The 24662-nt window shown below is 56.9% G+C and carries 22 protein-coding genes, 1 tRNA gene and 2 pseudogenes; 11 read left to right on the forward strand and 14 right to left on the reverse strand.

The window, feature by feature from the left end; all coding sequences use genetic code 11:
* Positions 1 to 14: 14 nt before the first annotated feature.
* A complete protein-coding gene (locus CWM58_RS18680) occupies positions 15 to 356 on the forward strand; it encodes a PTS fructose-like transporter subunit IIB (RefSeq protein ID WP_008805913.1) in 342 nt (113 codons plus the stop codon).
* Between the two features lie 13 nt (positions 357 to 369).
* On the opposite strand, the gene CWM58_RS18685 is transcribed toward CWM58_RS18680, so the two are convergent.
* Positions 370 to 1137 carry a phytanoyl-CoA dioxygenase family protein gene (locus tag CWM58_RS18685; RefSeq protein WP_004179258.1) on the reverse strand — a complete coding sequence of 256 codons (768 nt, stop codon included), beginning with the start codon at positions 1135 to 1137 and terminating at the stop codon, positions 370 to 372.
* 261 nt (positions 1138 to 1398) lie between these two features.
* Between CWM58_RS18685 and CWM58_RS18690 the strand changes: the two genes are divergently transcribed.
* On the forward strand, positions 1399 to 2232 hold the full coding sequence (locus tag CWM58_RS18690) for a helix-turn-helix transcriptional regulator (RefSeq protein ID WP_100681519.1): 834 nt from the start codon (positions 1399 to 1401) through the stop codon (positions 2230 to 2232).
* Between the two features lie 17 nt (positions 2233 to 2249).
* Here the strand turns inward: CWM58_RS18690 and CWM58_RS18695 are convergent, their stop codons facing one another.
* The 4 genes from CWM58_RS18695 to CWM58_RS18710 form a co-directional block, all read right to left on the reverse strand.
* Positions 2250 to 3149: a GGDEF domain-containing protein gene (locus tag CWM58_RS18695; RefSeq protein WP_100681520.1), complete on the reverse strand. Its 900-nt coding sequence runs from the start codon at positions 3147 to 3149 to the stop codon at positions 2250 to 2252.
* Positions 3150 to 3392: 243 nt separating this feature from the next.
* Positions 3393 to 4421, reverse strand: a complete 1029-nt coding sequence (locus tag CWM58_RS18700) for an ABC transporter ATP-binding protein (RefSeq protein WP_061155140.1) — start codon at positions 4419 to 4421, stop codon at positions 3393 to 3395.
* A 1-nt stretch (position 4422) separates the two neighbouring features.
* Positions 4423 to 5997, reverse strand: a complete 1575-nt coding sequence (locus tag CWM58_RS18705; protein ID WP_165785823.1) for an ABC transporter permease — start codon at positions 5995 to 5997, stop codon at positions 4423 to 4425.
* 21 nt (positions 5998 to 6018) lie between these two features.
* Positions 6019 to 7035, reverse strand: a complete 1017-nt coding sequence (locus tag CWM58_RS18710; protein WP_061155142.1) for an iron ABC transporter substrate-binding protein — start codon at positions 7033 to 7035, stop codon at positions 6019 to 6021.
* Positions 7036 to 7438: 403 nt separating this feature from the next.
* On the opposite strand from CWM58_RS18710, the pseudogene CWM58_RS29325 reads away from it, so the two are divergent.
* Both CWM58_RS29325 and CWM58_RS29330 read left to right on the forward strand, forming a co-directional pair.
* Positions 7439 to 8062: pseudogene (locus CWM58_RS29325) on the forward strand (CSS-motif domain-containing protein); the annotation flags it as partial.
* Positions 8063 to 8221: 159 nt separating this feature from the next.
* Positions 8222 to 8983 (forward strand): annotated as a pseudogene (locus CWM58_RS29330) (EAL domain-containing protein); the annotation flags it as partial.
* Between the two features lie 38 nt (positions 8984 to 9021).
* Here CWM58_RS29330 and CWM58_RS18720 read toward each other — a convergent pair.
* The 4 genes from CWM58_RS18720 to CWM58_RS18735 all read right to left on the reverse strand — a co-directional run bounded on the left by CWM58_RS18720 (position 9022) and on the right by CWM58_RS18735 (position 14013).
* A complete protein-coding gene (locus tag CWM58_RS18720; RefSeq protein WP_061155144.1) occupies positions 9022 to 9360 on the reverse strand; it encodes an STAS domain-containing protein in 339 nt (112 codons plus the stop codon).
* A 64-nt stretch (positions 9361 to 9424) separates the two neighbouring features.
* Positions 9425 to 11851 carry a glycogen/starch/alpha-glucan phosphorylase gene (locus tag CWM58_RS18725; RefSeq protein ID WP_100681523.1) on the reverse strand — a complete coding sequence of 809 codons (2427 nt, stop codon included), beginning with the start codon at positions 11849 to 11851 and terminating at the stop codon, positions 9425 to 9427.
* A gap of 302 nt (positions 11852 to 12153) precedes the next feature.
* A tRNA-Ser gene (locus CWM58_RS18730) sits at positions 12154 to 12241 on the reverse strand.
* Positions 12242 to 12387: 146 nt separating this feature from the next.
* Positions 12388 to 14013, reverse strand: a complete 1626-nt coding sequence (locus CWM58_RS18735) for an ABC transporter substrate-binding protein (RefSeq protein ID WP_100681524.1) — start codon at positions 14011 to 14013, stop codon at positions 12388 to 12390.
* A 268-nt stretch (positions 14014 to 14281) separates the two neighbouring features.
* Here CWM58_RS18735 and yccA point away from each other — a divergent pair, with 268 nt between their 5' ends.
* Together yccA and tusE are read left to right on the forward strand one after the other, a co-directional pair.
* The gene (gene yccA / locus CWM58_RS18740) at positions 14282 to 14941 is read left to right on the forward strand and encodes an FtsH protease modulator YccA (protein ID WP_002898458.1); all 660 of its coding nucleotides are present in this window, start codon (positions 14282 to 14284) and stop codon (positions 14939 to 14941) included.
* An 89-nt stretch (positions 14942 to 15030) separates the two neighbouring features.
* Positions 15031 to 15360 (forward strand): sulfurtransferase TusE, encoded by a 330-nt coding sequence (gene tusE / locus CWM58_RS18745; RefSeq protein WP_002898457.1) that lies wholly within the window; start codon positions 15031 to 15033, stop codon positions 15358 to 15360.
* On the opposite strand, the gene yccX is transcribed toward tusE, so the two are convergent.
* From yccX to CWM58_RS18760, 3 genes are read right to left on the reverse strand one after another with little or no spacing between them, the layout of a single operon-like run.
* Positions 15357 to 15638 carry an acylphosphatase gene (yccX, locus tag CWM58_RS18750; RefSeq protein ID WP_012542291.1) on the reverse strand — a complete coding sequence of 94 codons (282 nt, stop codon included), beginning with the start codon at positions 15636 to 15638 and terminating at the stop codon, positions 15357 to 15359. The two genes, tusE and yccX, sit on opposite strands and share 4 nt — an antisense overlap.
* 48 nt (positions 15639 to 15686) lie before the next feature.
* Positions 15687 to 16475 (reverse strand): AraC family transcriptional regulator, encoded by a 789-nt coding sequence (locus tag CWM58_RS18755; RefSeq protein WP_061155147.1) that lies wholly within the window; start codon positions 16473 to 16475, stop codon positions 15687 to 15689.
* Positions 16476 to 16492: 17 nt separating this feature from the next.
* Positions 16493 to 17047 (reverse strand): YbhB/YbcL family Raf kinase inhibitor-like protein, encoded by a 555-nt coding sequence (locus CWM58_RS18760; RefSeq protein WP_100681525.1) that lies wholly within the window; start codon positions 17045 to 17047, stop codon positions 16493 to 16495.
* 190 nt (positions 17048 to 17237) lie between these two features.
* On the opposite strand from CWM58_RS18760, the gene rlmI reads away from it, so the two are divergent.
* On the forward strand, positions 17238 to 18440 hold the full coding sequence (rlmI, locus tag CWM58_RS18765; RefSeq protein WP_100681526.1) for a 23S rRNA (cytosine(1962)-C(5))-methyltransferase RlmI: 1203 nt from the start codon (positions 17238 to 17240) through the stop codon (positions 18438 to 18440).
* 59 nt (positions 18441 to 18499) lie between these two features.
* The gene (gene hspQ / locus CWM58_RS18770) at positions 18500 to 18817 is read left to right on the forward strand and encodes a heat shock protein HspQ (RefSeq protein WP_002898441.1); all 318 of its coding nucleotides are present in this window, start codon (positions 18500 to 18502) and stop codon (positions 18815 to 18817) included.
* A gap of 29 nt (positions 18818 to 18846) precedes the next feature.
* On the opposite strand, the gene CWM58_RS18775 is transcribed toward hspQ, so the two are convergent.
* The gene (locus CWM58_RS18775; protein ID WP_002898434.1) at positions 18847 to 19260 is read right to left on the reverse strand and encodes a CoA-binding protein; all 414 of its coding nucleotides are present in this window, start codon (positions 19258 to 19260) and stop codon (positions 18847 to 18849) included.
* A 153-nt stretch (positions 19261 to 19413) separates the two neighbouring features.
* Here CWM58_RS18775 and mgsA point away from each other — a divergent pair, with 153 nt between their 5' ends.
* Positions 19414 to 19872 carry a methylglyoxal synthase gene (gene mgsA / locus CWM58_RS18780; RefSeq protein ID WP_061155150.1) on the forward strand — a complete coding sequence of 153 codons (459 nt, stop codon included), beginning with the start codon at positions 19414 to 19416 and terminating at the stop codon, positions 19870 to 19872.
* A gap of 11 nt (positions 19873 to 19883) precedes the next feature.
* Here mgsA and helD read toward each other — a convergent pair whose 3' ends face one another.
* The gene (gene helD / locus CWM58_RS18785; protein WP_100681527.1) at positions 19884 to 21938 is read right to left on the reverse strand and encodes a DNA helicase IV; all 2055 of its coding nucleotides are present in this window, start codon (positions 21936 to 21938) and stop codon (positions 19884 to 19886) included.
* 124 nt (positions 21939 to 22062) lie between these two features.
* Here helD and CWM58_RS18790 point away from each other — a divergent pair, with 124 nt between their 5' ends.
* Positions 22063 to 22509: a YccF domain-containing protein gene (locus CWM58_RS18790; protein WP_012542294.1), complete on the forward strand. Its 447-nt coding sequence runs from the start codon at positions 22063 to 22065 to the stop codon at positions 22507 to 22509.
* A gap of 17 nt (positions 22510 to 22526) precedes the next feature.
* Positions 22527 to 24662, forward strand: a complete 2136-nt coding sequence (yccS, locus tag CWM58_RS18795; RefSeq protein WP_100681528.1) for a YccS family putative transporter — start codon at positions 22527 to 22529, stop codon at positions 24660 to 24662.

The raw sequence follows: 24662 nt of genomic DNA on the forward strand, positions 1-24662 counted from the left end.
GCCAGGAGGATGTTATGGACTTCAATATTGTCGCCGTCACCGCCTGCGTCAGCGGGGTGGCGCATACCTACATGGCCGCCGAACGACTGGAAAAGGTCGGTCATCATGAAAAATGGCACCTGAAAGTCGAAACCCAGGGCGCGCTCGGCGTAGAAAATCGGATCACCGCGGAAGATATCGCCCGCGCCGAAGTGGTGCTGCTGGTGACGGATATCGAAATCGACGACCCCCAGCGCTTTCGCGGCCTGCGGACGATTAAAACCAGTATCAAGAGCTTCCTGCTGCAGCCGCAGCAGATCGTCGAGGCCGTGAAAAGCATCATGAAAAAGCCGGTCGTCTATGTAGAACTTCCCTGACCGGCGACAGGCCTTATTCTACATCCAGCAGCCATTTTTGCGCCGGCGTCAGGCGGCTTGCCGTCTCCGGCGTCAGCCAGCGCCGCTGGTCCTGCTGCGGCGTATCCGCACGATCGATATATAACCCATGCAGTACGCGTCGTCTGCTGCCTTCACGATTACGGGTGCCGCCGTGCCAGGCGTGGGCGTTGTAGATCATCACGCTGCCGGCCGGTGCGGCAAACACAATCTCATCGGGATGGGCCTGTTCCGGGTCGGCCAGCACCTCCTCCGGTAACTCGGGGCGGAGGTGGGTACCAGGAATGATCCGCGGCGCACCGTTGGCGGCGCTCAAATCGTCTATCGCCCAGATGGTATTCACCAGGTGGACTTTAGGAAAATCCGGGCGCGGCTTTTTCCAGTCGGCGTGCAGCGGCTGGTGGCCGCCGTTATACAGCGCCTCGCGCGCGTTCAGGCTGGAGACTTTAAAATCCCCGTTGAAGATATAGCGACAAGCGGAGAGGATCAGCGGGTGTGACCAGACTTTCTCCCAGATAACCCCCTTATTAATCAGGTTAGCGATCCGCGTCGCCGTCGCCTCCTGATGGTGCTCCATCGCCAGATTATCGCCTTCGCGTTCAACCAGGGTGTCAATGAGCAGGCGCATTTCGCTCAGCCACTGGGCGTCAACGACGTTATGCACGACGGTATAGCCGAGGGTGTCGAGCTCGTGTTTCATTTGCGCACTGAGCGCCTGGCTGGCGCCTAACGCATCGAGAAAGTTAGCCGATGATGAGTTCATTTTGCGTTCCTTTTTAACGTTCCGATAACACAAACAAACTCTACTGGTCCCTCCGCGGCATGACACGAGGCGAGCGCTACAAAAAACTGGACATACGTACGCGAGCCCACAAAGTGTGATGGACATCAACAATCTCTTTTCCGGCAATGCATGCGCTGCAGCTGGCCGGCAATCCGCTGCGCAAAATGGCTAAACTAACGCTGCCAGGAAGGAAAAAATAGATTACCATCAACAGGATAATGCGCATGCTGAGGGCAAAGAATGATTGAAGATCTGCCGGATATACTGCATCGGTTAATCGGTCAAAAAGATCACTTACAGGTGAGATTTCCTGAGCCGGATATCTCCGTGCCTGCCCTCGCCTTCAACGTGCCGTTTCCGCGTCTGGAAATTGTGCTGGAGGGCCAGCTGAGTGAACAGGGACTGCCGCTGGCCGCCTCGACGTTAACCACGCTGCAGGTACTGTACGTGCAGGCGGGGAAGTGGACGCTGCCGCAGTGGACCGGCCCGGCCACTACCCTGAGCATCCTGTTTGGTCGGCAGAAACTGGGATTCAGTATTCAGCGCTGGGACGGGAAAAGCCTGCATACGGAAAAGCAGAGCGTTTCCCGCCTCGGACCGCGCGTGGGCTCTTACCTGTTGCTGAGCCTGAATGAAGTCAGCCTGCAACCCGACCCGCTGACCGCACGGCTGGTGGTCGCCGCGCTGCTGAGTCATTGTCGTGAACAGCTGGTCGGTCTGGAAATGCGCGTCAGCCGCAGTCGGGATCTGTTTCTCGCCGTCCAGGACTACCTCGAGGAAAATCTTAGCCTGCCGCTGACACGGGAATCGGTAGCCAAACGTTTTCACATCACACCCAACTATCTATCGCATATTTTTCAGAAATCAGGCTCGGTGGGATTTAATGAGTATCTGACCCGGGTTCGCCTGGAAAAGGCGAAGCAGCTACTGCGCGGCTATGACCTGAAGGTGAAAGAGATTGCCCATAATTGCGGTTTCGTCGACAGCAACTATTTTTGCCGGGTATTCAAACGCTACACCGAACGCTCACCGTCGGAGTATCGGCGACACTGCCGTAGCGCGCAGCAGGCCTAACCTGCCGCGCCGGAATCTTACGCCCACTCCACGCGTCCGCGTCCGTTGTGCTTGGCCTTGTACAGCGCCTCGTCGACTTTACGGATAAATGTCTCCTGCGCTTCGCCTGGCCGCCACATTCCAACGCCAATGCTGATCGACAACGGCGTCTGATGATTGATCAGGATGGTGTGGGCATTGTCGAGGATCGCCTGCGCCAGGGCGTGCAGCTCGGGCTCCGACAGGCCATCGACGATAATGGCAAACTCTTCCCCACCGATACGCGCCGGCTGGATGCGATCGCTGGTCAAGTTTGCCAACTGTTTACCCAGCGAAAATAACACTTCATCGCCCACCAGATGGCCCAAGGTATCGTTAATTTTCTTAAAAAAATCGATATCCAGAATCATGAGTCCCAGCGCATGCCCCGACTTCTCGCGGATGGTATTGATGAAAAAACGGCGGTTGGGCAACTGGGTTAATTCATCCTTCAGGGATTGCGAGCGCGCATCGACGTACAGCAAATTGATTCGCTCAATAATTTTGTAGACCCCCACCACGGTCAGCAGCATCCCGGAGAGGCGCAGCAGATCTTCGCAGTAATAGCCCATCCAGCGCGGCTGAACCACGATCTCATCCATCACGTCAAAGGTGCCGCCGGCAATCCACAACAGCAGCCCATAGCGTACCCAGTTGACGGCAATGTGGCTCATCCGCACCTTCGCCGAGCTCCACAGCATAAACACCAGAAACAACAACGCCAGCAGATCGATATAGAGACCGGGGTTAGTCAGGATCTCGTGTCGTGTGCCGACCGGGGGCGACACCAGGACACAGCCGACAGCGATGGCGACGATAACCAGCAGCGCTGGCAGGAGCGTCACCCGGGCCACAGCGGCCGGGCCGGGGCGATTCGCAGGAGTATGGAGTTCAGGCATAGCGATGTCTCATGGTAACAACAGGGCCGATCGCGAGACAGGATAGCAGTTAAGCGTAGCGGGACGAATGAAAAAGCGACGGATCGGTAAAATGGTGGGCGCTGGACTGACCCCGCGGAATTGTTCCAACGTACTACCACTCCATGGCGACGAGGTCAGTGGCGCGGATACTAGCGGCTTCATCCGCCATCTGATTAGCTTTCCGTGCGGCGCCGTCGATAGCCGACGGCGCCTGCTCAGGGATTAGCCGCTAAACACCCGCGCCTTGCCGCTGACCGTCAGTCGTACCGTCGCGCCGGGCTGCCACGCCGGCTGGCTCACGGTTCGCAGGACAATCGGCCGCTCGTGCCCGGCCATCGACAGCGTCAACGTGGAAAGCTGGCCTGAGAAATCGACATCGCGGATGATGGCGGTACTTTCCTGCGGCTCGCTCACACTGACGCTCAGCTGTTCCGGACGCAGCATCACCCTACCTTCGCCAGCAGGATGCAGTGCGTCCGTCGCCAGGTCCCCCAGCGCGCAGCTTGCCCGGCCGGGGCTCAGGCGCGCAGGAAGGATCAGGGCATCGCCAAGAAACAACGCCGTCTCTTCATCCACCGGCTGCGAGTAAACTGTCAGCGGCGTTCCGACCTGGGCAAAGCGCCCCTGGCGCATCACCGCCACCTGAGTGGCAAACGACAGCGCTTCGTTCTGATCATGGGTCACCAGAATCGAGGCGATTCCCGTCTCGGCCAGCAGGTCCGCCGTCGCTTTACGCGTGCTGGCGCGCAGCCCGGTATCCAGTGCAGAAAACGGCTCATCCAGCAGCATCAGCGCCGGCTGCTGAGCCAGTGCACGGGCCAGGGCAACGCGCTGCTGCTGACCACCGGAAATTTCATGTGGCCAGTGGCTCGCCAGGCCAGGGTCGAGGGCGACCATCTCCATCAACGCCCCCACCCGGCGACGCTTCTCCTCACGGCTGGCGTCCAGCCCCCAGGCGATATTGTCCGCAACATTGAGATGAGGAAACAGCGCCCCTTCCTGCGGAACATAACCGATCCTCCGCTGGTGGGCGGGGACAAACACGCCGTCGGCAAACAGAGGAGTACCGTGCATGACGATCCGCCCGCGATCGGGCGTTTCGAAACCGGCGAGAATGCGCAGCAGCGTGGTTTTTCCCGAGCCCGACGGACCAACAATGGCCGTCCGGCTCCCCGGCGCCACGGTCAGATTGAGATTATCGAGAACCAGCGCATCGGCGAAGGATTTCGAAATAGAAGACAATTCCAGCATGTTACAACCCTGCCATTTTTTTCGACTGCATATAAAGAACCGCGGTCAGCGGCAGCGAAATGACGATCATCAGCAGCGCGTACGGCGCCGCCGCCACGTAGTCGATCTCGCTGGTTAACGCCCAAAAACCGGTCGACAAGGTGCGGGTGCCTAACGGCGAGAGCAGTAGCGTGGCGGTGAGCTCATTACTGACGCCAAGGAACACCAGCGCGGCCCCTGCGGCCGCGCCCGGCGCGGCAAGCCGCATGGTGATACTCCACAGGGCGCGGGCCGGACTGCGCCCGAGGCTACGGGCAACGTTTTCCAGTTCTACCGGCGCCTGCGCGATACCGGCACGCAGGTTAATGAGCGCACGCGGCATAAACATCAATAGATAGGCCAGAAACAGCGTCACTTCGGTCTGGTACACCGGGCGGGCGTAGTGGATGGTGACCGTCACCAGCGCCAGCGCGGTAACAATGCCGGGCAGCGAGCTGGTGATGTAATTACACCCCTCCAGCAGGCGGAACAGCGGGCGCGGATAGCGCACGCCGAGCCACGCAATGGGGATCGCGCAGGTTGTCGTCAGCAGCGCCCCGCCCATGCCCAGTAGCAGGGTCTGGCGCAGCGAATGCCACAGATCGGCATGCAGCCAGTTGTCGATGCCGCCCAGCCACAGCCAGCTGCACAGGACCAGTAAGGGAACCCCCATCGCCAGCATCACCAGCAGCAGAAGCAGTAGCTGCGCGCCAACAGCCGCCCCTTTACCCAGCACAAGCCGCTTCTGCTCGCGGGCCGCCCCGGCGCCGATACGCGCGTAACGCGCTTTACCGCGTGAGGCGCTCTCCAGCAGCAGGATCGCCAGGCAGCACAGAGCCAGCACGCCTGCCAGCATATTGGCGGCCGGACCGCTGAAGGTCGACTGGAACTGATCGTAAATGGCGGTAGTGAAGGTATCGAAGCGGATCATCACATACAGGCCATATTCCGCCAGCAGATGCAGGGCCACCAGTAGCGCACCGCCGCAGATAGCCAGGCGCAGCTGCGGAAGCACCACCCGGAAAAATACTTTCCACGGCGGCGTGCCCAGCGATGCGGCGACATCTTCAAGGGTGGGATCGAGGCGGCGCAGCACGGCCGCCACCGGCATATAAATAAACGGATAGTAGGCCAGCACCGAGAGAAACACCCCGGCGGAGAGGCCATGCAGCGAAGGCACGGCGCTGACCCAGGCGTAGCTCTGGACAAAGGCTGGAATCGCCAGCGGGGCCACCGCCAGCGCCGACCACAGCTGCCGACCGGCAAGGGCGGTACGTTCCGTCAGCCAGGCCAGCGTCACGCCGAGCACAATGCTGATGGGGACCGCCAGCACCGTCAACCACAGGGTATTGCTGAGCAGCTCCCCTACCCGCGGGCGAAAGACCAGCGCTTTGATCGTCGGCCAGCCGGTGTCGAATCCAACCGCCACCACAAACCCTAACGGCAACAGCGCCAGCAATGAAAACAGCAGCGCTAACGCCACCATCGGAAATGCAGGACGCCTGCGCTCGGGCAGGCGTCCTGTTTTCTTTCCGAGCGACAGACTCAGAACAGACATAGCAACATCACTTCCTCAGGATCAGAGCAGGCCAGCCTGCGTCATCAGCTCAATGACCTTTTTACTGTTCAGCGAGGAAGGTTCTACCTTCGGTGCATCCAGATCTTTCAGCGGGGTCAGTTTCGGGTTAGAGGCCGCGTCTACCCCCACAGCATATTCGAAGGCGTTATTGGTGCGCAGCGCATCCTGCCCCTGTTTGCCGGTGATCCATTTAATGAAGGCCTGCGCCTGCTCTTTATGTTTGCTGGAGGCCAGCACACCGCCGCCGGAAATGCTGACGAAGGCGCCCGGATCCTGGTGTTTGAAGTAATACAGTTGGGTGTTTTTGCTGTTCTCACCGGTTTTTGACTGGTCGACGAAGCGATAGTAGTGGTAGATCACCCCGCCGTCGATCTGCCCGGCATTGACCGCTTTCATCACCGTGCTGTTGCCTTTATAGGCGACAAAGTTGGTTTTCATCGCCTTCAGCCAGTCGAGAGTCGCCTGCTCACCCTTCAGCGCCAGCATCGCGCTGACGATAGCCTGGAAATCTGCCCCCGATGGCGAAGCCGCCCAGCGCCCTTTCCACTCCGGTTTTGCCAGATCCATCAGGGAATGCGGCAGCTGCGCCTCGCTGATTTTCGCCGGGTTGTAGACGAAAACGGTGCTGCGCGCGGCGATGCCGATCCAGCGCCCATGCTGCGGACGGTACTGCGCCGGAACCTGCTGCAGGGTGGCGGCATCCAGCGGGGCGAAAAGTTTGGCATTATCGACCAGCACCATCGACGGCGAGTTCTCGGTCAGAAACACATCGGCCGGCGACGCGGAGCCTTCCTGAACCAGCTGGTTACCCAGCTCACTGTCATCGCCATTGCGCAGCGTGACCTTAATACCGGTCTCTTTGGTAAATCCATCCACCCACGACTTCACCAGATTTTCGTGCTGGGCGTTGTAGACCACAATCCCGTTCTGAGCGTCAGCCGCCATCCCCTGCGGCGCCAGAAACAGAGAAGCGGCAACCAACGCTGCCGTACGGAGGGGCGATAAGCGAGATTTCATGAACGCATCCTTAATGAAATAGGGCAATAAACGGTAAATAGCCTGAGCGGAGAGGATTAAATCACAGCAAAAAAAGAATGATAATGAAAACAATTATCATAAACTTAAAAAAGCAAAAAATAGCGCCGGTCTGTTATTAGGGATTAGAAAATGCTTAAAACTATCCAATGCCGGAATTTATGTTAAGAAAACATTAAGATAGGTTTTTTTTATTCCTGTCGTGACGGACTCGTAGCCGCATCAGGTCGTTAGCGAGTTTTGCTGGCAGGTATTGTGAGACTGATCATGTTTTTACATGCTCCGTCGTCGCGGAGGTTATCCCCCTTCTACGATCATTGGATAACGCCTTTTCAGCGGGATGAATGGTTCATTTTATGCTCGCCTCACATAGCACGCGTAATAAATGAAAAAGACAAAAGTGCGAAACGCATGGATTTCCTTTTCCCTGGCGCTGGTGGTATTTCTGGCTGGCGTGTTCGTCATTAACTGGCAACTGTGGCATTCAGACCAGGCCACCCATGCCACCGCCGCCCGTCAGGCGGCGAAGAAAATCGCCGTTATTCTGGATGAAGCCCGAGCCGCCACGGTGACGGCAATGAACGTTAGCCGCCGCGGTTGCTCCGTGCAGGGTCAGTTCCAGCTCGGGACCGAGGCCGCCCTGCAGCCGCATCTGCGCACGATCGTGCTGGTAAAAGATGGCCAGGTGTGGTGCTCGTCGCTGCCGGGCAATCGGGTACTGACGCTCCATCCGGAATCCTTGCCTGATGAGCTGCTGCAGCTGCTGCAGCTGCTGCCCGCCAGGATGATGGTTAACAAGCGGCCGGTGCTGATCTATCACACGCGTTCGGCGCAGGTGAGAGTCATTGTCAGTATCAGCGACATCCATTTGCGCGATGCCTTGTATAGCGATGAGGATAACGCCGGGCTGGCGCTCTCGGTCAACCATCAGATGATCGCCAGATATGGCGATGTGGAGCCGCTGAAAGCCAGCCCACATCAGGGTATATTTAGCTCACCGGACTACCCGTTTCGCATTATCTATCCCGAGTCGCCTTTTTTTAGCCCCGGTCGCTTATTTCAAAATGGCTTCGGTCTGCTGATTTTCATTTTCTCTGTCGCGCTATTGTTTTATTTCCTGCTGCGCAAATACCTCAATGCCTATACCTCTGAAGAAGAGAATTTGCGCTACGCTATCGCCCAGGGGGATATCGTTCCCTACTACCAGCCCGTCGTGAATGGGAAAACCGGGGAGATATACGGCGTGGAAATTCTCGCCCGCTGGAAAAATACCACCGCACAGTGGCGTTCGCCCGCTGAATTTATTCCACTGGCCGAACGTACCGGCTTAATTATCCCACTGACCCGCAGCCTGATGGCGCAGGTCGCCGCCCAGATGAGCCCCATCTTCAGTAAGCTGCCGGATGGGTTTCATATTGGCCTGAATATCAGCGCGTCACACATTAACGCTCCGACGTTTATCGACGATTGCCTGCACTATCAGCGCGGCTTTAAGGGCAAAGCGGTGAAGCTGATGCTGGAGATCACGGAGCAGGAGCCGCTGTTGCTCAACGGCGCGGTTGTGGACAAGCTCAATACGTTACACTCCCGCGGGTTTTCCATCGCGCTGGACGACTTTGGCACCGGCTATTCCGGGCTTTCCTATCTCCACGAGCTGGTTTTCGACTATATCAAAATCGATCAGAGCTTTGTCGGCAGGGTGACCGGGGAGACACCGTCAAGCAAACTGCTGGACTGCGTGATAGAGATGGCCCGGACGCTGTCACTGCGCATCATTGCCGAGGGCGTCGAAACCCAGGCCCAGCTGGATTATCTCAATCGCCAGAATATTCATCTGTTACAGGGCTACTATTTCTGGAAGCCGATACCCTACGTCGCGCTGGTGATGCTCCTGCTGAGCAAACCGAAGGCGCGGATTGTCGAAGAATAAGCGGGCGACCCATCACCCGCTGGCCTGCACCAACGTCATCACTGAGTGAACGTGTTCAGCGCATCCTGTCGAGTCTCCTTAATGGAAAAGATGCGATCCATACGGGTGAGCTTAAACAGGTTTTTAATCGTGTCATTGAGCGAACACAGCACCAGCTCGCCCTGACCGTTGACGCTTTTCAGAATGGATACCAGCGCGCCAAGACAACTACTGTCGATGAAATCAACGTGGCTCAGATCCAGCAGCACGTTTTTGGTATCCGGGTCGATAGCCTCCAGAACCTGCTGCTTAAACGCCTGTACGACGGAAGCGTCCAGTCGGCGCACCAGTGGCATAATAATTTTTACGCCCTGCTCGGTATGTAATTCAACGTTCATGCTCATCCTCAATAGTGACTGATATCCGTCGACGAGTCCCTTTTCCGCTCGGCGTGTTCTCTCTTTAGCAGGTGATACCCCAAATATCCCGGGCGTAGCCACGTATGGTTCTGTCGCTGGAAAATTCTCCCATCCGACAAATATTGAGTAAGGCCCGACGGTGCCATTGTTCCGGCAGTTCAAAATCGGCCATCGCCTGCCGCTGGACCTGACAATAACTGTCGAAATCCAGTAAATGACAGTAATGATCGCCCTCCGTCAACATGTGGTGAAGTGGTGCAAACAGCTCACGATCGCTGGTGAACAACCCAGACACGAGGGTATCGACAACACGCGCAATAGCCGGGTTCTGATGATAGAAAGCATGGTGATGCCCGAGTCTCCGGCTCTCTTCAATCTCTTCCGCCACGGCGCCAAACAGATAAAAATTATCGATTCCCACGGCCTCGCGGATTTCGATATTCGCCCCATCATAGGTGCCGATGGTTAACGCGCCGTTCATGGCAAACTTCATATTGCTGGTGCCGGACGCCTCGGTACCGGCGGTGGAGATCTGCTCAGAGAGATCCGTGGCCGGAATGATTTTTTCCGCCAGCGAGACTTTATAATCTTCGAGGAAAACCACTTTAAGCTGCCCGGCAACCTGCGGGTCGCTGTTAATTTTCCGGGCGACGGTATTAATCAACTGAATAATCAGCTTCGCCATCCGATAGCCCGGCGCCGCTTTACCCGCAAACAAATGCACCTTAGGCGCGATAGTTTTCCCTGTCTCTTTGATATCCAGGTAAAGCGCGATCACGTGAAGAATATTGAGCAACTGACGCTTATATTCATGAATACGTTTGACCTGACAATCAAACATCGCCAGCGGATCCAGGGCGATGCCATAGCGTTGAGCGACCAGCTGGCTGAGCGCGGTTTTGTTGGCAAATTTAATGGCCCGGATGTTATCAATAACAGCAGTATCATCGGCCAGGCTTTCCAGACTGGACAGCAAGGGTAAATCGGTTGGCCACCCTTCCCCCAGCTGTTGGTGCAAAAATGCTGCCAGGCCGGGGTTAGCCTGCTGCACCCAGCGTCGCGGCGTGACGCCGTTGGTCTGATTAATGAATTTCTCCGGGGTCATAAAATAGAAGTCCGGCACCAGTTGTTTCTTGACCAGTTCCGAATGCAGCCATGCTACCCCGTTCACGCGATGGCTACCAACAATGGCCAGATTGGCCATGCGGATTTGCTTATCGTGATGTTCGTCAATTAAAGACAGCGAAGATAACAGATGATTTTTATCCGGCCAGCGCCGGGCCACCTCTTCAAGGAAGCGATGGTTGATCTCAAATATAATTTGCAAATGACGCGGCAGCAGTTTTTCAAACAGCGTCACCGGCCAGGTCTCCAGCGCTTCCGGCATCAACGTATGATTCGTGTAGGCACAGGTGTTTTGCGTTATCTCCCACGCCTGCTCCCAGGGCAACCGGTATTCATCGACCAGGATGCGCATCAGCTCCACCACCGCTAATGCCGGATGGGTGTCATTAAGCTGAATCGCCACATGCTGCGGCAGGAAAGTAATATCGTCATTAACCTCGGCATAGTTACGGAATATATCCCGCAGCGTACAGGCCACCAGAAAATACTCTTGCGTCAGCCGCAGCTCTTTTCCGGTCAGCACCTCATCGGATGGATAGAGTATTTTTGAAATATTCTCCGAAGCAATTTTATCACTCACCGCCTTGATATAATCACCACGGTTTAAAATATGGATATTAAAGGAGTCAGAGGCGACCGCGCTATAGAGCCGCAGCTTATTGGTGGTCGTATCCCGATAGCCGGAAACGAAATAGTCATGGGGAATACCGATAATCGTTTTCCAACCCAGCCACATTGGGTTGTAATTACCATCAACATCTTCGCTGTGTTCAATATAGCCTCCCAGCGGGATCAGGATTTGCTGAGCATGGTGTTCAACCAGCCACGGGGAGTGCATAGAATGCCAGTCATCCGGATGCTCCATCTGCTGGTCATTTTGAAAGGATTGGCGAAAAAGACCATATTCGTATTTGATGCCATGCCCGGATGCGGCAATATCAAGGGTGGCCATCGAATCGATAAAACAGGCGGCTAAGCGCCCTAACCCCCCGTTGCCCAGCGCGGCGTCGGGCTCTTCGTCAAGAAGGTGGTCAAGATCAAACCCCAGGTCATTCACCACCTGGCGCATCTCCGCCAGTAAATTCATATTTAAAAGGTTATTACGCAGCGACTGTCCCAGTAAAAACTCCATCGACAGATAGTAAACGCGCTTTTTATGTTCTTCACGTTGCCGCGTCTGGCTCAACAGAAAATGGTCCTGTTGAAAATGACGAATGGCCAGCGCCACCGCGTTAAAAATATCGCCATGCGTAGCTTTATTTAAGCTAACACACAATGTGTACTTTAATTGCTGTTCTACCAAAACCCGTAGTTCTTTGATTTCTGGACGATTAGTGACAGGCATTCTGACCTCACTGGTCTCTGTATCTGCGTAAAACCATGGCAGGTAAATCATCATTTTTCCAAGTATAGACGAAGATATTTTGCCGAATGGTTTTTATTCCTCAGCACCATTGCCGTTTATAACGAGAAGCTGAATAATTAAAATAACAACCATTTGCAATGGATTGATCGTCACCTTTTCGCCAGCGATAACGCTACAGACATGGCGGGTTTGCGGAGTCGGGAGGTGAAGGTGAAGTGCAGTCAGGACGGCTAGAGGGAAAAGCAAAAAGGGGTTACCTTTCGGTAACCCCTTCTTTTATATGGCGGAAGCGCAGAGATTCGAACTCTGGAACCCTTTCGGGTCGCCGGTTTTCAAGACCGGTGCCTTCAACCGCTCGGCCACACTTCCGGTGTGAGGCGCACTATAAACACCTCGACGGATGCTGTAAAGCACCATTTTGTTCAACTGCCTTAAAAACAAACAATTCTGTGTTATTCGTCTGAATTTCAGGCAGTTCGCACAGAAAATCAGCGCTCTTCCCCGCTATCAGATGACTATTTTTTAATGTACATGTCTTTGGTGTAGTAATACCCCAGCTTATCCGGCGTGAAACCGCCCACGCTGGGTTTCACTAAATGGGTACGCACATAGTGATAGACCGGAATGGCGGGAACATCCTGCGCCAGCAGATCTTCCGCCTGCTGATAGTATTTGCCCCGGGTCGCTACGTCGGAGGCTTTCGCCGCATTGCGCAGGGCCTCATCGTAAGCCGGGTTGCTGTACTGACTGGTGTTCTCGCTATCCCCGGTACGGAAAGTGTTGAGGAAGGTGGCGGCATCGTCGTAGTCGGCGATCCAGGCATAGCGGACGGCGTCAAAGTTATGGGTATGCATGGTATCCAGCATCGTCTTCCACTCCTGGTTCTGCAGCTTCGCCTCGACGCCGAGGTTTTTCTTCCACATGGAGCTGGCGGCGATGGCGATACGCTGGTGCGACTCAGAGGTGTTATACAGCAGGGTAAAGACCAGCGGATGGCGCTCATCGTACCCCGCCTGCGTCAGCAGTTTTTTCGCCTCGGCAATCCGCTGCTCGCGCGGCCAGCTGGCGTAGTCCGGGTTGTGCAGCGTCACGCCGCCGATATCCGGCTGACTGATCAGCCAGGCCGGGCGCTGCCCCTGGCCAAGCACTTTTCCGGCAATGATATCTTTATCAAGCGCCATATTCAGTGCGCGACGCACGCGGGCGTCGTTAAACGGCGGCCGGGTGGTGTTAAATTCGTAGTAATAGGTCGCCAGCTGTGGCGAAACGTCCAGCTGGTCGCCCATGGTTTTCTGCAACTGCGCGAACTGATTGACCGGCACCGTGTAAACAATATCGATCTCCCCCGCTTTGTAGCGGTTGACATCGGCAGCCTCCGAAGAGATGGGCAGGTAAGTCACTTTATTAATAACGGTGTGCGCATTATCCCAGTACTTCGCATTACGTTCAGCCACCAACCGCTCATTCACCACCCATTGGGTCAGCTTATAGGGCCCGCTGGTGACGATATGCTCTGGCCGGGTCCATTTATCGGCAAAACGCTCCACCAGCACTTTGTCGATCGGTACCAGCGAAGGGTGCGCCAGCATCGCCAGGAAGGCAGCGTTTGGCTGGGTCAGGGTGACCTGCAGCGTGGTGTCGTTCAGCGCTTTTACCCCCAGCGTCTCGGGTCCCTTTTGCCCCAGAGCAATTTCGCGGGCGTTGGCGATATGCATATTGCCGGGATAGCTCGCATAGGGCGAGGCGGTGGCCGGCGAGACCAGTCGTTGCCAGCTCCAGACGATATCCTGCGCCGTGATGGCCGTGCCGTCGGACCAGGTCAGTCCTGGGCGTAAATGGAAGGTCCATAACAGGTTGTCCTTGTTTTCCCAGCGTTCCGCCAGCCGGGGCTGGATCGCCCCCGCAGGCGTCACGCTGACCAGCCCTTCAAAGAGATCGCTAATGACGTTGAATTCAACGTCGCTCTCGACTTTGTGCGGATCGAGTGACGCCGGTTCGCTGCCGTTATTTCTGACCAGCTCCTGCTTTTCCGCCAGCTGGGTGCCCGGCGGCACCTGCGCCGCCTGCGCCCCACCGATCATGGCCATCATACTCACTGCCAGGAGTGTTCGGGTGATGTGATTGTTTTTGTGTAATGTCATTTCCCTTTGCCTTTAACGTACGGAGTTATTCCCCCTTCCACACTTAGTCGCAGAATTTCAATAAAGCAATGTATTTCAGCAACCTATAAGATTTCGATCGGCTCACCGATGCGAAACGCGAAAACATATCGCTTTTCCCAATCCATGTAGAATTTTATGCTGGGCAAAAGCGGCAAAAGCTAAGTAAAGATGGGTAAAAGCATTAGGGCTTCACGCTTGTTTTTCTTATTCTTTATCCCTAATTACATCTGTCATAAGAGAGTGACTCATGGATCGCATAATTACATCATCGCGTGACCGTTCCTCGCTGCTCAGCACGCACAAGGTTCTGCGTAATACCTATTTCCTGCTCAGCCTGACGCTGGCGTTTTCCGCTATCACCGCCACCGCCAGCACGGTGCTGATGCTTCCTTCCCCGGGGCTGATTTTGACCCTTGTGGGGATGTACGGTCTGATGTTCCTGACCTACAAAACGGCGAATAAACCCACCGGGATTATTTCCGCCTTCGCTTTCACCGGGTTCCTCGGCTATATCCTTGGGCCGATGCTGAACGCGTACCTTTCTGCCGGCATGGGCGATTTAATCGGCCTGGCGCTGGGCGGCACCGCACTGGTCTTCTTCTGCTGCTCGGCCTACGTGCTGACGACGCGCAAAGACATGTCATTCCTCGGCGGAATGCTGATGGCGGGCGTGGTGGTCGTCCTGATTGGTATGGTCGCTAACCTGTTCCTGCAGCTGCCGGCGCTTCATCTGGCGATTAGCGCGGTGTTCATCCTGATCTCTTCGGGTGCCATCCTGTTCGAGACCAGCAACATCATCCGCGGCGGTGAAACCAACTACATCCGCGCAACAGTTAGCCTGTATGTCTCGCTGTACAACATCTTTGTCAGCCTGCTGAGCATTCTGGGCTTCGCCAGCCGGGACTAACCGCTCCCCTGCTCATCCTGAGGCCTCGCTTATGCGGGGCCTTTTTTTTTGCTACACTGCGGCCAGTTTCAGGCGGTATGTGAAAAATCATGTTTATTTTTGAAGGCAACGAAATTGAAACGGATAGCGAAGGCTATCTGAAAGATACCACCCAGTGGAGCGAGGCGATGGCGGAAGTCATTGCCGCGCAGGAAGGGATAACGCTCGCCGTTGAACACTGGGAAGTGGTGCGCTTTGTGCGCGAGTTTTACCTTGAGTTCAATACCTCTCCGGCGATCCGCATGCTGGTGAAGGCGATGGCCAACAAGTTTGGCGAAGAGAAAGGCAACAGCCGCTATCTCTATCGCCTGTTCCCGAAAGGCCCCGCCAAACAGGCGACCAAAATCGCCGGGCTGCCGAAGCCGGTGAAGTGCATCTAATAGAGAATCGCGAATTTTTCCCAGCTGCGGGTGGGTTGATGGGGTTCGGTTAACACTCGGTCAACCCGCGCGCTGCGCGGCCCCCCGGCTTTCAGCCAGGCGATGAGTTTCTCCACCTGCTCTGCCTCGCCGCAGGCAAGCACTTCCACCCCTCCGTCGTCCAGATTACGGGCATAGCCGGTCAACCCCAGCTGCAGCGCTTCCCGCTGTGTAGAATAGCGAAATCCCACGCCCTGAACCGAACCGTAAACCCATGCCATCGTGCAGATACTGGCCATTATCATCTCCTTTTCGCTCACACTTTACGCTGAGGATAGCAAATTCGCTCAGCGTACGTGCTTCGGCAGTAAACCATAATGCTGACGGAAGCGCGCGGTAAAGCGCGATCCCGACTGATATCCGCTGTTCTGCGCGATTTCGCCTATTGGCCGCGAGGTGGTCTGCAGCTGCCCCAGGGCGTGGGCCATCCGCACCTCCTCAACAATCTGGCGAAAACTCTGCGATTCCTGCTGCAGCCGACGGCGCAGAGTGGACTCGCCGAGAAAGAGCATTTTCGCCACCCGCGACACGCTCCATGCCTGCGCCGGCGACAGCATGACCAGTTGTCGAACCTGCGCCGACAGATCCTGCTGCCGCTCGACAAGCAGCGGGCCGGCATAGCCCGCCTCGTGCAAGGCCAGCAGCAGGCCCATAGTCTGGTGGTGCTGTAGTGAGGAGGATAAGCCTTCCCGCACCGCCTGCAGAACGCTTTGCCACATAAACGCCAGCTCTGTCGTCACCGGGGCGCAGAGCGAGGTCAGACGCCCTGGCGGTGGTTCCCTGAGATAACGGGTCTTAAACATCGTCAGCAGCTCGGGGGTCAGCGACAGCAGATCGGAGCAAAACAGGCCGTTATCCGGCTGGTTAATCACCTCCAGCTCAACGTCAGCCGGCAACACAATCAGCTGTTGCGGCGTCGCCAGCACCCGGCTCTCCCCTTGCACAATCACTTTGCTGCCGCGTTTCACCCGACAGAGCGCCGGGGAGAACAGGCGCACGCGATGCAATCTACACAGCCGTCGGGTGGTGACCTCTGCCGCGGTTAAGGCGTTATGCTGGAAGTGGATACTCTCCATCGGATCGACCCTTTATTTTAGCGCCCGGCCATCGCTGTCAACTGTGCGCTGGCGAGAGCATGGCTGTGTAACAGATAGCCGACCAGCGCCCCGCTGGCCCCGGCATCCACCGGCAGCGTAGGGACATCCAGCGCCCATACCGTAAAGCGGTAGCGGTGCGGTTTATCTCCCGCCGGCGGACAGGCGCCGCCGAAGCCGGCATAGCCAAAATCGTTGCGGCCCTGTACCGCTCCGCCCGGCAGTGTAGCGCTGTTTTTATCTCCCGCGCCAGCGGGCAGCGAAAAGACGCTGCTGGCGATATTGACCACCGTCCAGTGCCACCAGCCGCTGCCGGTAGGCGCATCGGGATCTCTGACAGTGACCGCGAAGCTTCGCGTCCCCGCCGGGGTATTTTTCCATGCCAGCTGCGGAGAGACATTGCCTCCGGTACAGCCGAAACCGGCAAACCAGTGCTTCCGGGCCAGCGCCTGCCCGTCATGCATATCATCGCTGCTCACGCTAAACGGCGCAGCCATCGCGCCACTGCTCACTATCGTAACCATCGCCACGGCCATGCGGATACCTGTTTTCATCATCTGATCCTCGTTGGGGTGAGAAAACAGGGTATGAGAGTCCGCACAAGCTGAATGTGCCGAAGCGCCTGCATTTTGTGCCGAAACGCTCACCTGTGCCTGCAGGGCGAAAGATGCTTGCGTGCGCCAGGTGTGCTACTCTACGCGCCATTTTTCGGTGCCGACATTCCCGTTGCTTAAAGGTAGCTCCATGACAGATTCCCTATTCCCCCGCTTAGTGTTAGCCAAAGGACGCGAGAAATCCCTGCTGCGTCGCCATCCGTGGATTTTCTCCGGCGGCGTCGCCCGCATGGAGGGTAAAGCCCGCAGCGGTGAAACCATCGATATTGTTGACCATCAGGGAAAATGGCTGGCCCGCGGCGCTTACTCGCCGTCGTCGCAGATCCGCGCCCGCGTGTGGACCTTCGACCGCAATGAAACCATCGATAGCGCCTTCTTTGAACGCCGCCTGCAGCAAGCGCAAACCTGGCGGGCATGGCTGGCCGAGCGCGATGGCCTCGACAGCTACCGTCTGATCGCCGGCGAGTCCGATGGACTGCCGGGCGTTACTATCGACCGCTTTGGCAGCTTTTTCGTGCTGCAGTTGCTCAGCGCAGGCGCCGAATACCAGCGGGCCGCCATCATCAGCGCCCTGCAGAACCTGTTCCCGGACTGCGCCATTTACGATCGCAGCGATGTCGCCGTGCGTAAAAAAGAGGGACTGGAGCTGGCCCAGGGGCCGGTGGTGGGCGAGCTGCCCCCGGCGCTGCTGCCGATCACCGAGCACGGCATGAAGCTGTTGGTTGATATCCAGGGCGGGCACAAAACCGGCTATTACCTCGACCAGCGCGACAGTCGCCTGGCCACTCGCCGCTATGTCGCCGATAAGCGAGTGCTGAACTGCTTCTCTTATACCGGCGGCTTTGCGGTGTCAGCGCTGATGGGCGGCTGCCGCCAGGTCACCAGCGTGGATACCTCTCAGGAAGCGCTGGACGTTGCCCGACAGAACGTGGAGCTCAACGGACTGGATCTGTCCAAAGCGGAATTTGTGCGCGACGACGTGTTCAAACTGCTGCGTAAATACCGCGATCAGGGAGAGAAATTCGACGTGATCGTGATGGATCCGCCGAAGTTCGTGGAAAACAAAAGCCAGCTGATGGGCGCCTGCCGCGGTTATAAAGATATCAATATGCTGGCGATCCAGCTGCTGAACCCCGGCGGCGTGCTGCTGACTTTCTCCTGCTCCGGCCTGATGACCACCGATTTATTTCAGAAAATCATCGCGGATGCCGCAATTGATGCCGGGCGTGATGTACAATTTATAGAACAGTTCCGTCAGGCTGCCGACCACCCGGTGATCGCAACCTACCCGGAAGGGCTGTATCTGAAGGGGTTTGCCTGTCGCGTCATGTAACTTGAAAAACGAAACATGAGCCTCATATAGGGAGTATTCATGTTTCCCAGGAGGTGCCTATGATAGCCAGCAAATTCGGTATCGGCCAACAGGTTCGCCATACGCTCTTGGGCTACCTGGGCGTCATCGTCGATGTCGATCCCGAGTATTCACTCGCGGAACCGGAAGAGGATGAGATTGCCGCCAATGACGAACTGCGTGCGGCGCCCTGGTACCATGTGGTGATGGAAGATGATGATGGTCAGCCGATCCACACCTATCTGGCAGAAGCGCAGCTGAGCAGCGAAACCCGCGACGAACACCCGGAACAGCCGTCCCTCGACGAACTGGCCAAAACGATTCGTCAGCAGCTGCAGGCTCCGCGCCTTCGCAACTAAAACAAAACCCCGCCTGGCGGGGTTTTTTGTTATTTTGCTAATCCCAGTCGCGGCAGCTCAATGGCCGGACAACGATCCATCACCACGTTTAACCCGGCTTCTCTGGCCAGCACTGCGGCCTGCTCATTGATAACCCCCAGCTGCAGCCACAGCGTTTTCGCGCCGATGGCTATCGCCTCCTGCGCCACGCCCCACGCCGCTTCTGAATTACGGAAGACATCAACCATGTCGACCTTTTCCGGAACGTCGGCGAGCGTCGCATACCCTTGCTGTCCCAGCAGCGTCTTGCCCGCCACCTTCGGCGAAACCGGGATAACGTGATACCCCTGATCCAACAGATACTTCATGACCCGGTAGCTCGGGCGGTCAGGTTTGTCGCTGGCGCCAACCAGCGCAATCGTCCGTGTCGACGTCAGGATGCCGGCAATATCGTTCTCTTTCATGGGTTCCTCCTGCTATTTCACCTAAGTGTATGCTAATCCGCAGCAGGCAGCCATCCAGGCTAACCCACAGATTCGGCAAAATTTTCACCCCGATGCTTGCAGCGGCAGCCACATTCAGTAATCTGTCTGCAGGTCAAAATGTGGAATGAAAATATGGAACTGACAACTCGTACCCTGTCCGCGCAAAAACATATCGCGCTGGTGGCTCACGATCACTGTAAAGATATGCTGATGAAATGGGTCGCTCGCCATCAGGCGCTGCTGGCGCAACACGTTTTGTATGCCACCGGCACCACCGGTAACCTGGTCTCGCGGGCTACCGGACTGGAGGTCCATGCCATGCTGAGCGGCCCGATGGGCGGTGACCAGCAGGTTGGCGCGCTCATTTCAGAAGGGAAAATCGACGTGCTAATCTTCTTCTGGGATCCGCTGAACGCCGTGCCTCACGACCCGGACGTCAAAGCATTGCTGCGCCTGGCCACCGTCTGGAACATTCCGGTTGCCACTAACGTCTCCACCGCTGACTTTATCATCCAGTCACCGCACTTTAATCAGCCGCTCGATATTCTGATCCCGGATTATCCGCGTTATCTTGCCGATCGCCTGAAATAACCCAGCCGTGATTAGGGTTTCCTGGCAACCGGCACATCCAGGGCCTGCAGGATGTCGACAAATGGCGAAGGTTGCGCTTTGTTAAACAACAACCACACCCGATGACGTGCGCGGGTTATCGCCACGTACAGTAGTCGCCGCTCCTCCGCATCAGGAAAATCTTCCGGCTGCGGCAGGAGCGCCTGCTCCATGATCGACTCGCGCGCCGGCGCGGGAAACGCATCCTCTCCCTCCTGCAGTCCCAGCACAATCACATAGTCCGCCTGCTGGCCTTTGCTGGCATGAATAGTCATAAAATCAAGCTGCAGATGCGGCCAGCGCGTCGCCGCCTTGTTGAGCGCGTCGGGCTTCAGATGATGGTAGCGGGCAAGCAGCAGGATCCGCTGCTCGGGCTTAACGTAGCCGCTCAGTTTATCCAGTAAATCATCCAGCTTATCGTCGGCTAACAGCGTGACGGCCTTTTTATCGCCCGCCGTCAGGCTGTTCAGCGGTTTACTTAACTGATGTGGATTCTGCTGGATAAAGCCATTGGCGATTTCGCCAATGCGGCCGTTAAAGCGATAGGTGGTATCCAGCGCACAGCTATCCCCTTCGCCAAAGTAATGATTAAACGCGGTGGTCAGGGAAAGCTGGGCCCCGCTGAACCGGTAAATCGCCTGCCAGTCATCCCCGACGGCAAATAGCGTGGTTTGGGTATTCTGCCGGCGTAATGCGGCCAACAGCGAGGCCCGCTGCGGCGAGATATCCTGAAATTCATCCACCAGAATATGTTTCCATGGGCTGACGAAGCGACCTTTATCGAGAATATTGACCGCCTGATGGATCAGGCCGGAAAAATCGACCGCATTCTCGGCCTTGAGCGCCGCTTTCCAGTCTTTCATCAGAGGCGACATCAGCTTCACCCGTTTACTGAACTGATCGCGTACCGCCTCCGGCGCCCCGGCAATCATCTCTGCCTGGGAGCCACCGTGCATACGCATCAGGCTAACCCAGCGGTCGAGCCGACTGGCCATACGCCGCTGCACCTTCTTGTCCTGCCAGAAATCCCCCTCCGGCAGTTGCCAGCCCATCTCCTCTTCCAGCCACAGGCGCCAGCCTTTCGCCTGCGCTTTTTTCTCCTGACACTGCTGCTGCCAGCTTTTCACGAGCAGCGCCTGACGAGCTGCGCTATCGCTTTCCAGTTTGCTGATGGTGGGGACTTTTTTGCTGCCCTGCTGAATAATATGTAGCGCCAGCGAGTGGAAGGTACGCGCAGTGATATCGTCCGATGCAAGACGCTCGCGGATCCGCGCATCCATCTCCTGCGCTGCCTGGCGGCCGAATGCCAGCAGCAAAATTTGCTCTGCCGCCGCTTCTCCCCGCGCCAGCAGCCAGCCTGCCCGCGCCACCAGCACCGAGGTTTTACCGCTGCCCGCGCCCGCCAGCACCAGCAGGGAATGTTCACCGTTCACCACCGCCCGCGCCTGTGAGGCATTAAGAGGGGACGACTCAACGCCGTCAAAAAAGCCGCGATACTGCTCCAGCATCGCCTCGGTGAAGGCCTGATTATGGGCCAGGCGTGTCGCTTCAATATCCCCTAACCAGCGCTGACACTCCCGCCACAGCTCCCGACAGTTGTCAAAGGCTTCAAGCCGGCTGGTGGGCATCGGCAAGCCAGTCAACGCCTGGCGAATGTTATCCTGCACATCCGCCACCTGCTGACGCGTCAACCATTTGCCTTGCGCACGGGTGTGCTCGATCGTCGCCAGCTGCTCCTTCAGCACGCCTGCGGCGATGTCGCTCATTTCCGCGCTCCACTGCTCCCAGAGTGCTTGTAAATGGTGATAGAAGCGCTGTGTTTCGCTCCACTCGGTACCGTGCAAACGCACGACTTTGCTGTCAGGCAGCACAAACTCTAGTTCGCCCCAGACCAGACCGCGCTTACAATGCACTGACAATAACTGATTGAAAGGGATAAGATACTCATGACGGTCGCCGGAAACCTTTACGCCGGCATTCAGTAACTGCACCCGATCATAAGGGTGCTGAGCCATGCGTTTGCCCAATGTTGTCGCTTTAAGTTCCATATAATGTCGATTTTCAATCAGGGTGGATTGTTTTTCAGTTTAACCGCCCGGGACCAGGTGCTCCAGCGCAAAAAAACGTTACAATTGTCAGGTCTTATTATCCACAGGGCAAAACCGAGGGTTTATGCGTACCATTCTGAATATTTTGAACTTTATCCTTGGTGGTTTCGCCACCACTTTAGGCTGGCTGCTCGCCACGCTGGTTAGCATCATTCTGGTCGTCACGCTGCCGCTGACCCGCTCCTGCTGGGAAATCACCCGACTCTCGTTATTTCCTTACGGTAACGAGGCGATTCATGTCGATGAGCTGGAGCCGGGCCGTAAAAACGGTCTTCTCAACGCCGGCGGCACCGTGCTGAATATTCTGTGGTTCATTTTTTTCGGCTGGTGGTTGTGCCTGATGCATATTTTCAGCGGCATAGCTCAATGTCTGACCATTATTGGCATCCCGGTGGGGATCGCGAATTTTAAAATTGCTGCCATTGCCCTTTGGCCGGTAGGGCGCAGGGTCGTCTCTGTGGAAACCGCGCGTGCCGCACGTGAAGCCAATGCGCGTCGTCGCTTTCAGTAACCGAACGGAACACGGACATGATTAGCCCCCTGCTACGCCGCTATACCTGGAACAGTGCCTGGCTTTATAACGTACGGATCTTTATCGCGCTCTGCGGCACAACGCTGTTTCCCTGGTGGATCGGCGAAGTCAAACTGACCATCCCTCTCACCCTTGGCGTTGTTGCCGCGGCCCTGACCGACCTCGACGACCGGCTGACCGGTCGTCTGCGCAACCTCGCCATTACCCTGGTCTGTTTTTTCATCGCCTCCGCCTCCGTGGAGCTGCTGTTTCCGTGGCCGCCGCTGTTTGCTCTTGGCCTCACCGTGTCTACCATTGGCTTTATTTTGCTCGGCGGCCTCGGTCAGCGCTATGCCACTATCGCCTTCGGCGCCCTGCTCATCGCCATTTACACGATGCTCGGCGTCACGCTGTACGATCACTGGTATCTGCAGCCGTTGTTTCTGCTGGCGGGCGCCGTGTGGTACAACCTACTGACACTGTCCGGGCACCTGATATTTCCGATTCGACCGCTACAGGACAACCTGGCGCGCAGCTATGAGCAACTGGCCCGCTATCTTGAGCTCAAATCCCGGCTGTTTGATCCCGATCTGGAGGATGAGAGCCAGGCGCCGTTGTACGATCTGGCCCTCGCCAACGGCCAGTTGGTGGCCACGCTCAATCAAACTAAGGTCTCATTGTTGACCAGGCTGCGAGGCGACCGGGGCCAGCGCGGCACCCGCCGCACGCTGCAGTACTATTTTGTGGCCCAGGATATCCACGAACGCGCCAGCTCATCGCATATTCAGTACCAGACCTTACGCGATCAATTCCGCTACAGCGATGTGATGTTCCGTTTCCAGCGCATGCTCTCGATGCAGGCCCAGGCCTGCCAGAAACTTTCACGGGCGATTTTGCTGCGCGAACCCTACCAGCATGACGCCCAATTTGAACGCGCGTTTATGCATCTCGACGCCGCGCTCGACCGCGTGCGCGCCAGCGGCGCGTCCGACGAGCAGATCAATGCCCTTGGCTTTTTACTCAATAACCTGCGCGCTATCGATGCGCAGTTGGCCACGATTGAATCTGTGCAAACGAACGCGCCTGCCGGGAGCAACACCGAGACGCTGTTGGCCGACGACAGACTCGGCGGGTTGAACGACATCTGGCTGCGTCTGCGGCGCAACATGTCACCGGAGTCCGCTCTCTTTCGCCACGCGGTACGTATGTCGCTGGTCCTCTGCGCCGGCTATGCCTTTATCCAGTTTACCGGGCTCCAGCATGGCTACTGGATCCTGCTGACCAGCCTGTTTGTCTGTCAGCCGAACTATAACGCCACCCGCCACCGACTGGCGCTGAGGATCATCGGCACGCTGGTGGGGGTGGCGATCGGCCTGCCCGTCCTGCTGCTGGTGCCTTCGATTGAAGGGCAACTGGTGTTGATCGTGCTCACCGGCGTGCTGTTCTTTGCCTTTCGTAACGTGCAGTACGCCCATGCCACCATGTTTATTACGCTGCTGGTGCTGCTGTGCTTTAACCTGCTTGGCGAAGGCTTTGAGGTCGCGCTGCCGCGCATCATTGATACCCTGATCGGCTGCGCCATCGCCTGGGCGGCGGTCAGCTTCATCTGGCCGGACTGGAAATTTCGCAATCTGCCGCGCGTCCTGGACCGGGCGATGAACGCGAACTGCCGTTATCTGGATGCCATTCTGGAGCAGTATCACCAGGGCCGCGACAACCGTCTGGCCTATCGTGTCGCCCGCCGTGATGCCTACAACCGTGATGCCGAACTGGCCTCCGTGGTCTCGAATTTGTCGACTGAACCGCGCGCGGATGGCGCCCAGCGCGAGACCGCTTTTCGCTTGCTGTGTCTCAACCATACCTTCACCAGCTACATCTCCGCTCTCGGCGCGCATCGGGAAAAACTGTCCACCCCCGATATCCTTGCCCTGTTGGATGATGCCGTTTGTTATGTTGATGACGCCCTGCACCATACCCCCGCCGATGAACATCGGGTGCAGAAGTCTTTGAGCAGCCTGCAAAGCCGGATCCAACACCTGGAACCGCGCGCGGATAGTAAAGAGCCGCTGGTATTGCAGCAGATTGGCTTGTTGCTCGCGCTGCTGCCTGAAATTTGCCGCCTGCAACAGCGCGTCCACGCTCAAACAGAATAA

The organism is Klebsiella sp. H-Nf2, from assembly GCF_002806645.1.
Taxonomy (GTDB): Bacteria; Pseudomonadota; Gammaproteobacteria; order Enterobacterales; family Enterobacteriaceae; genus Klebsiella; species Klebsiella variicola.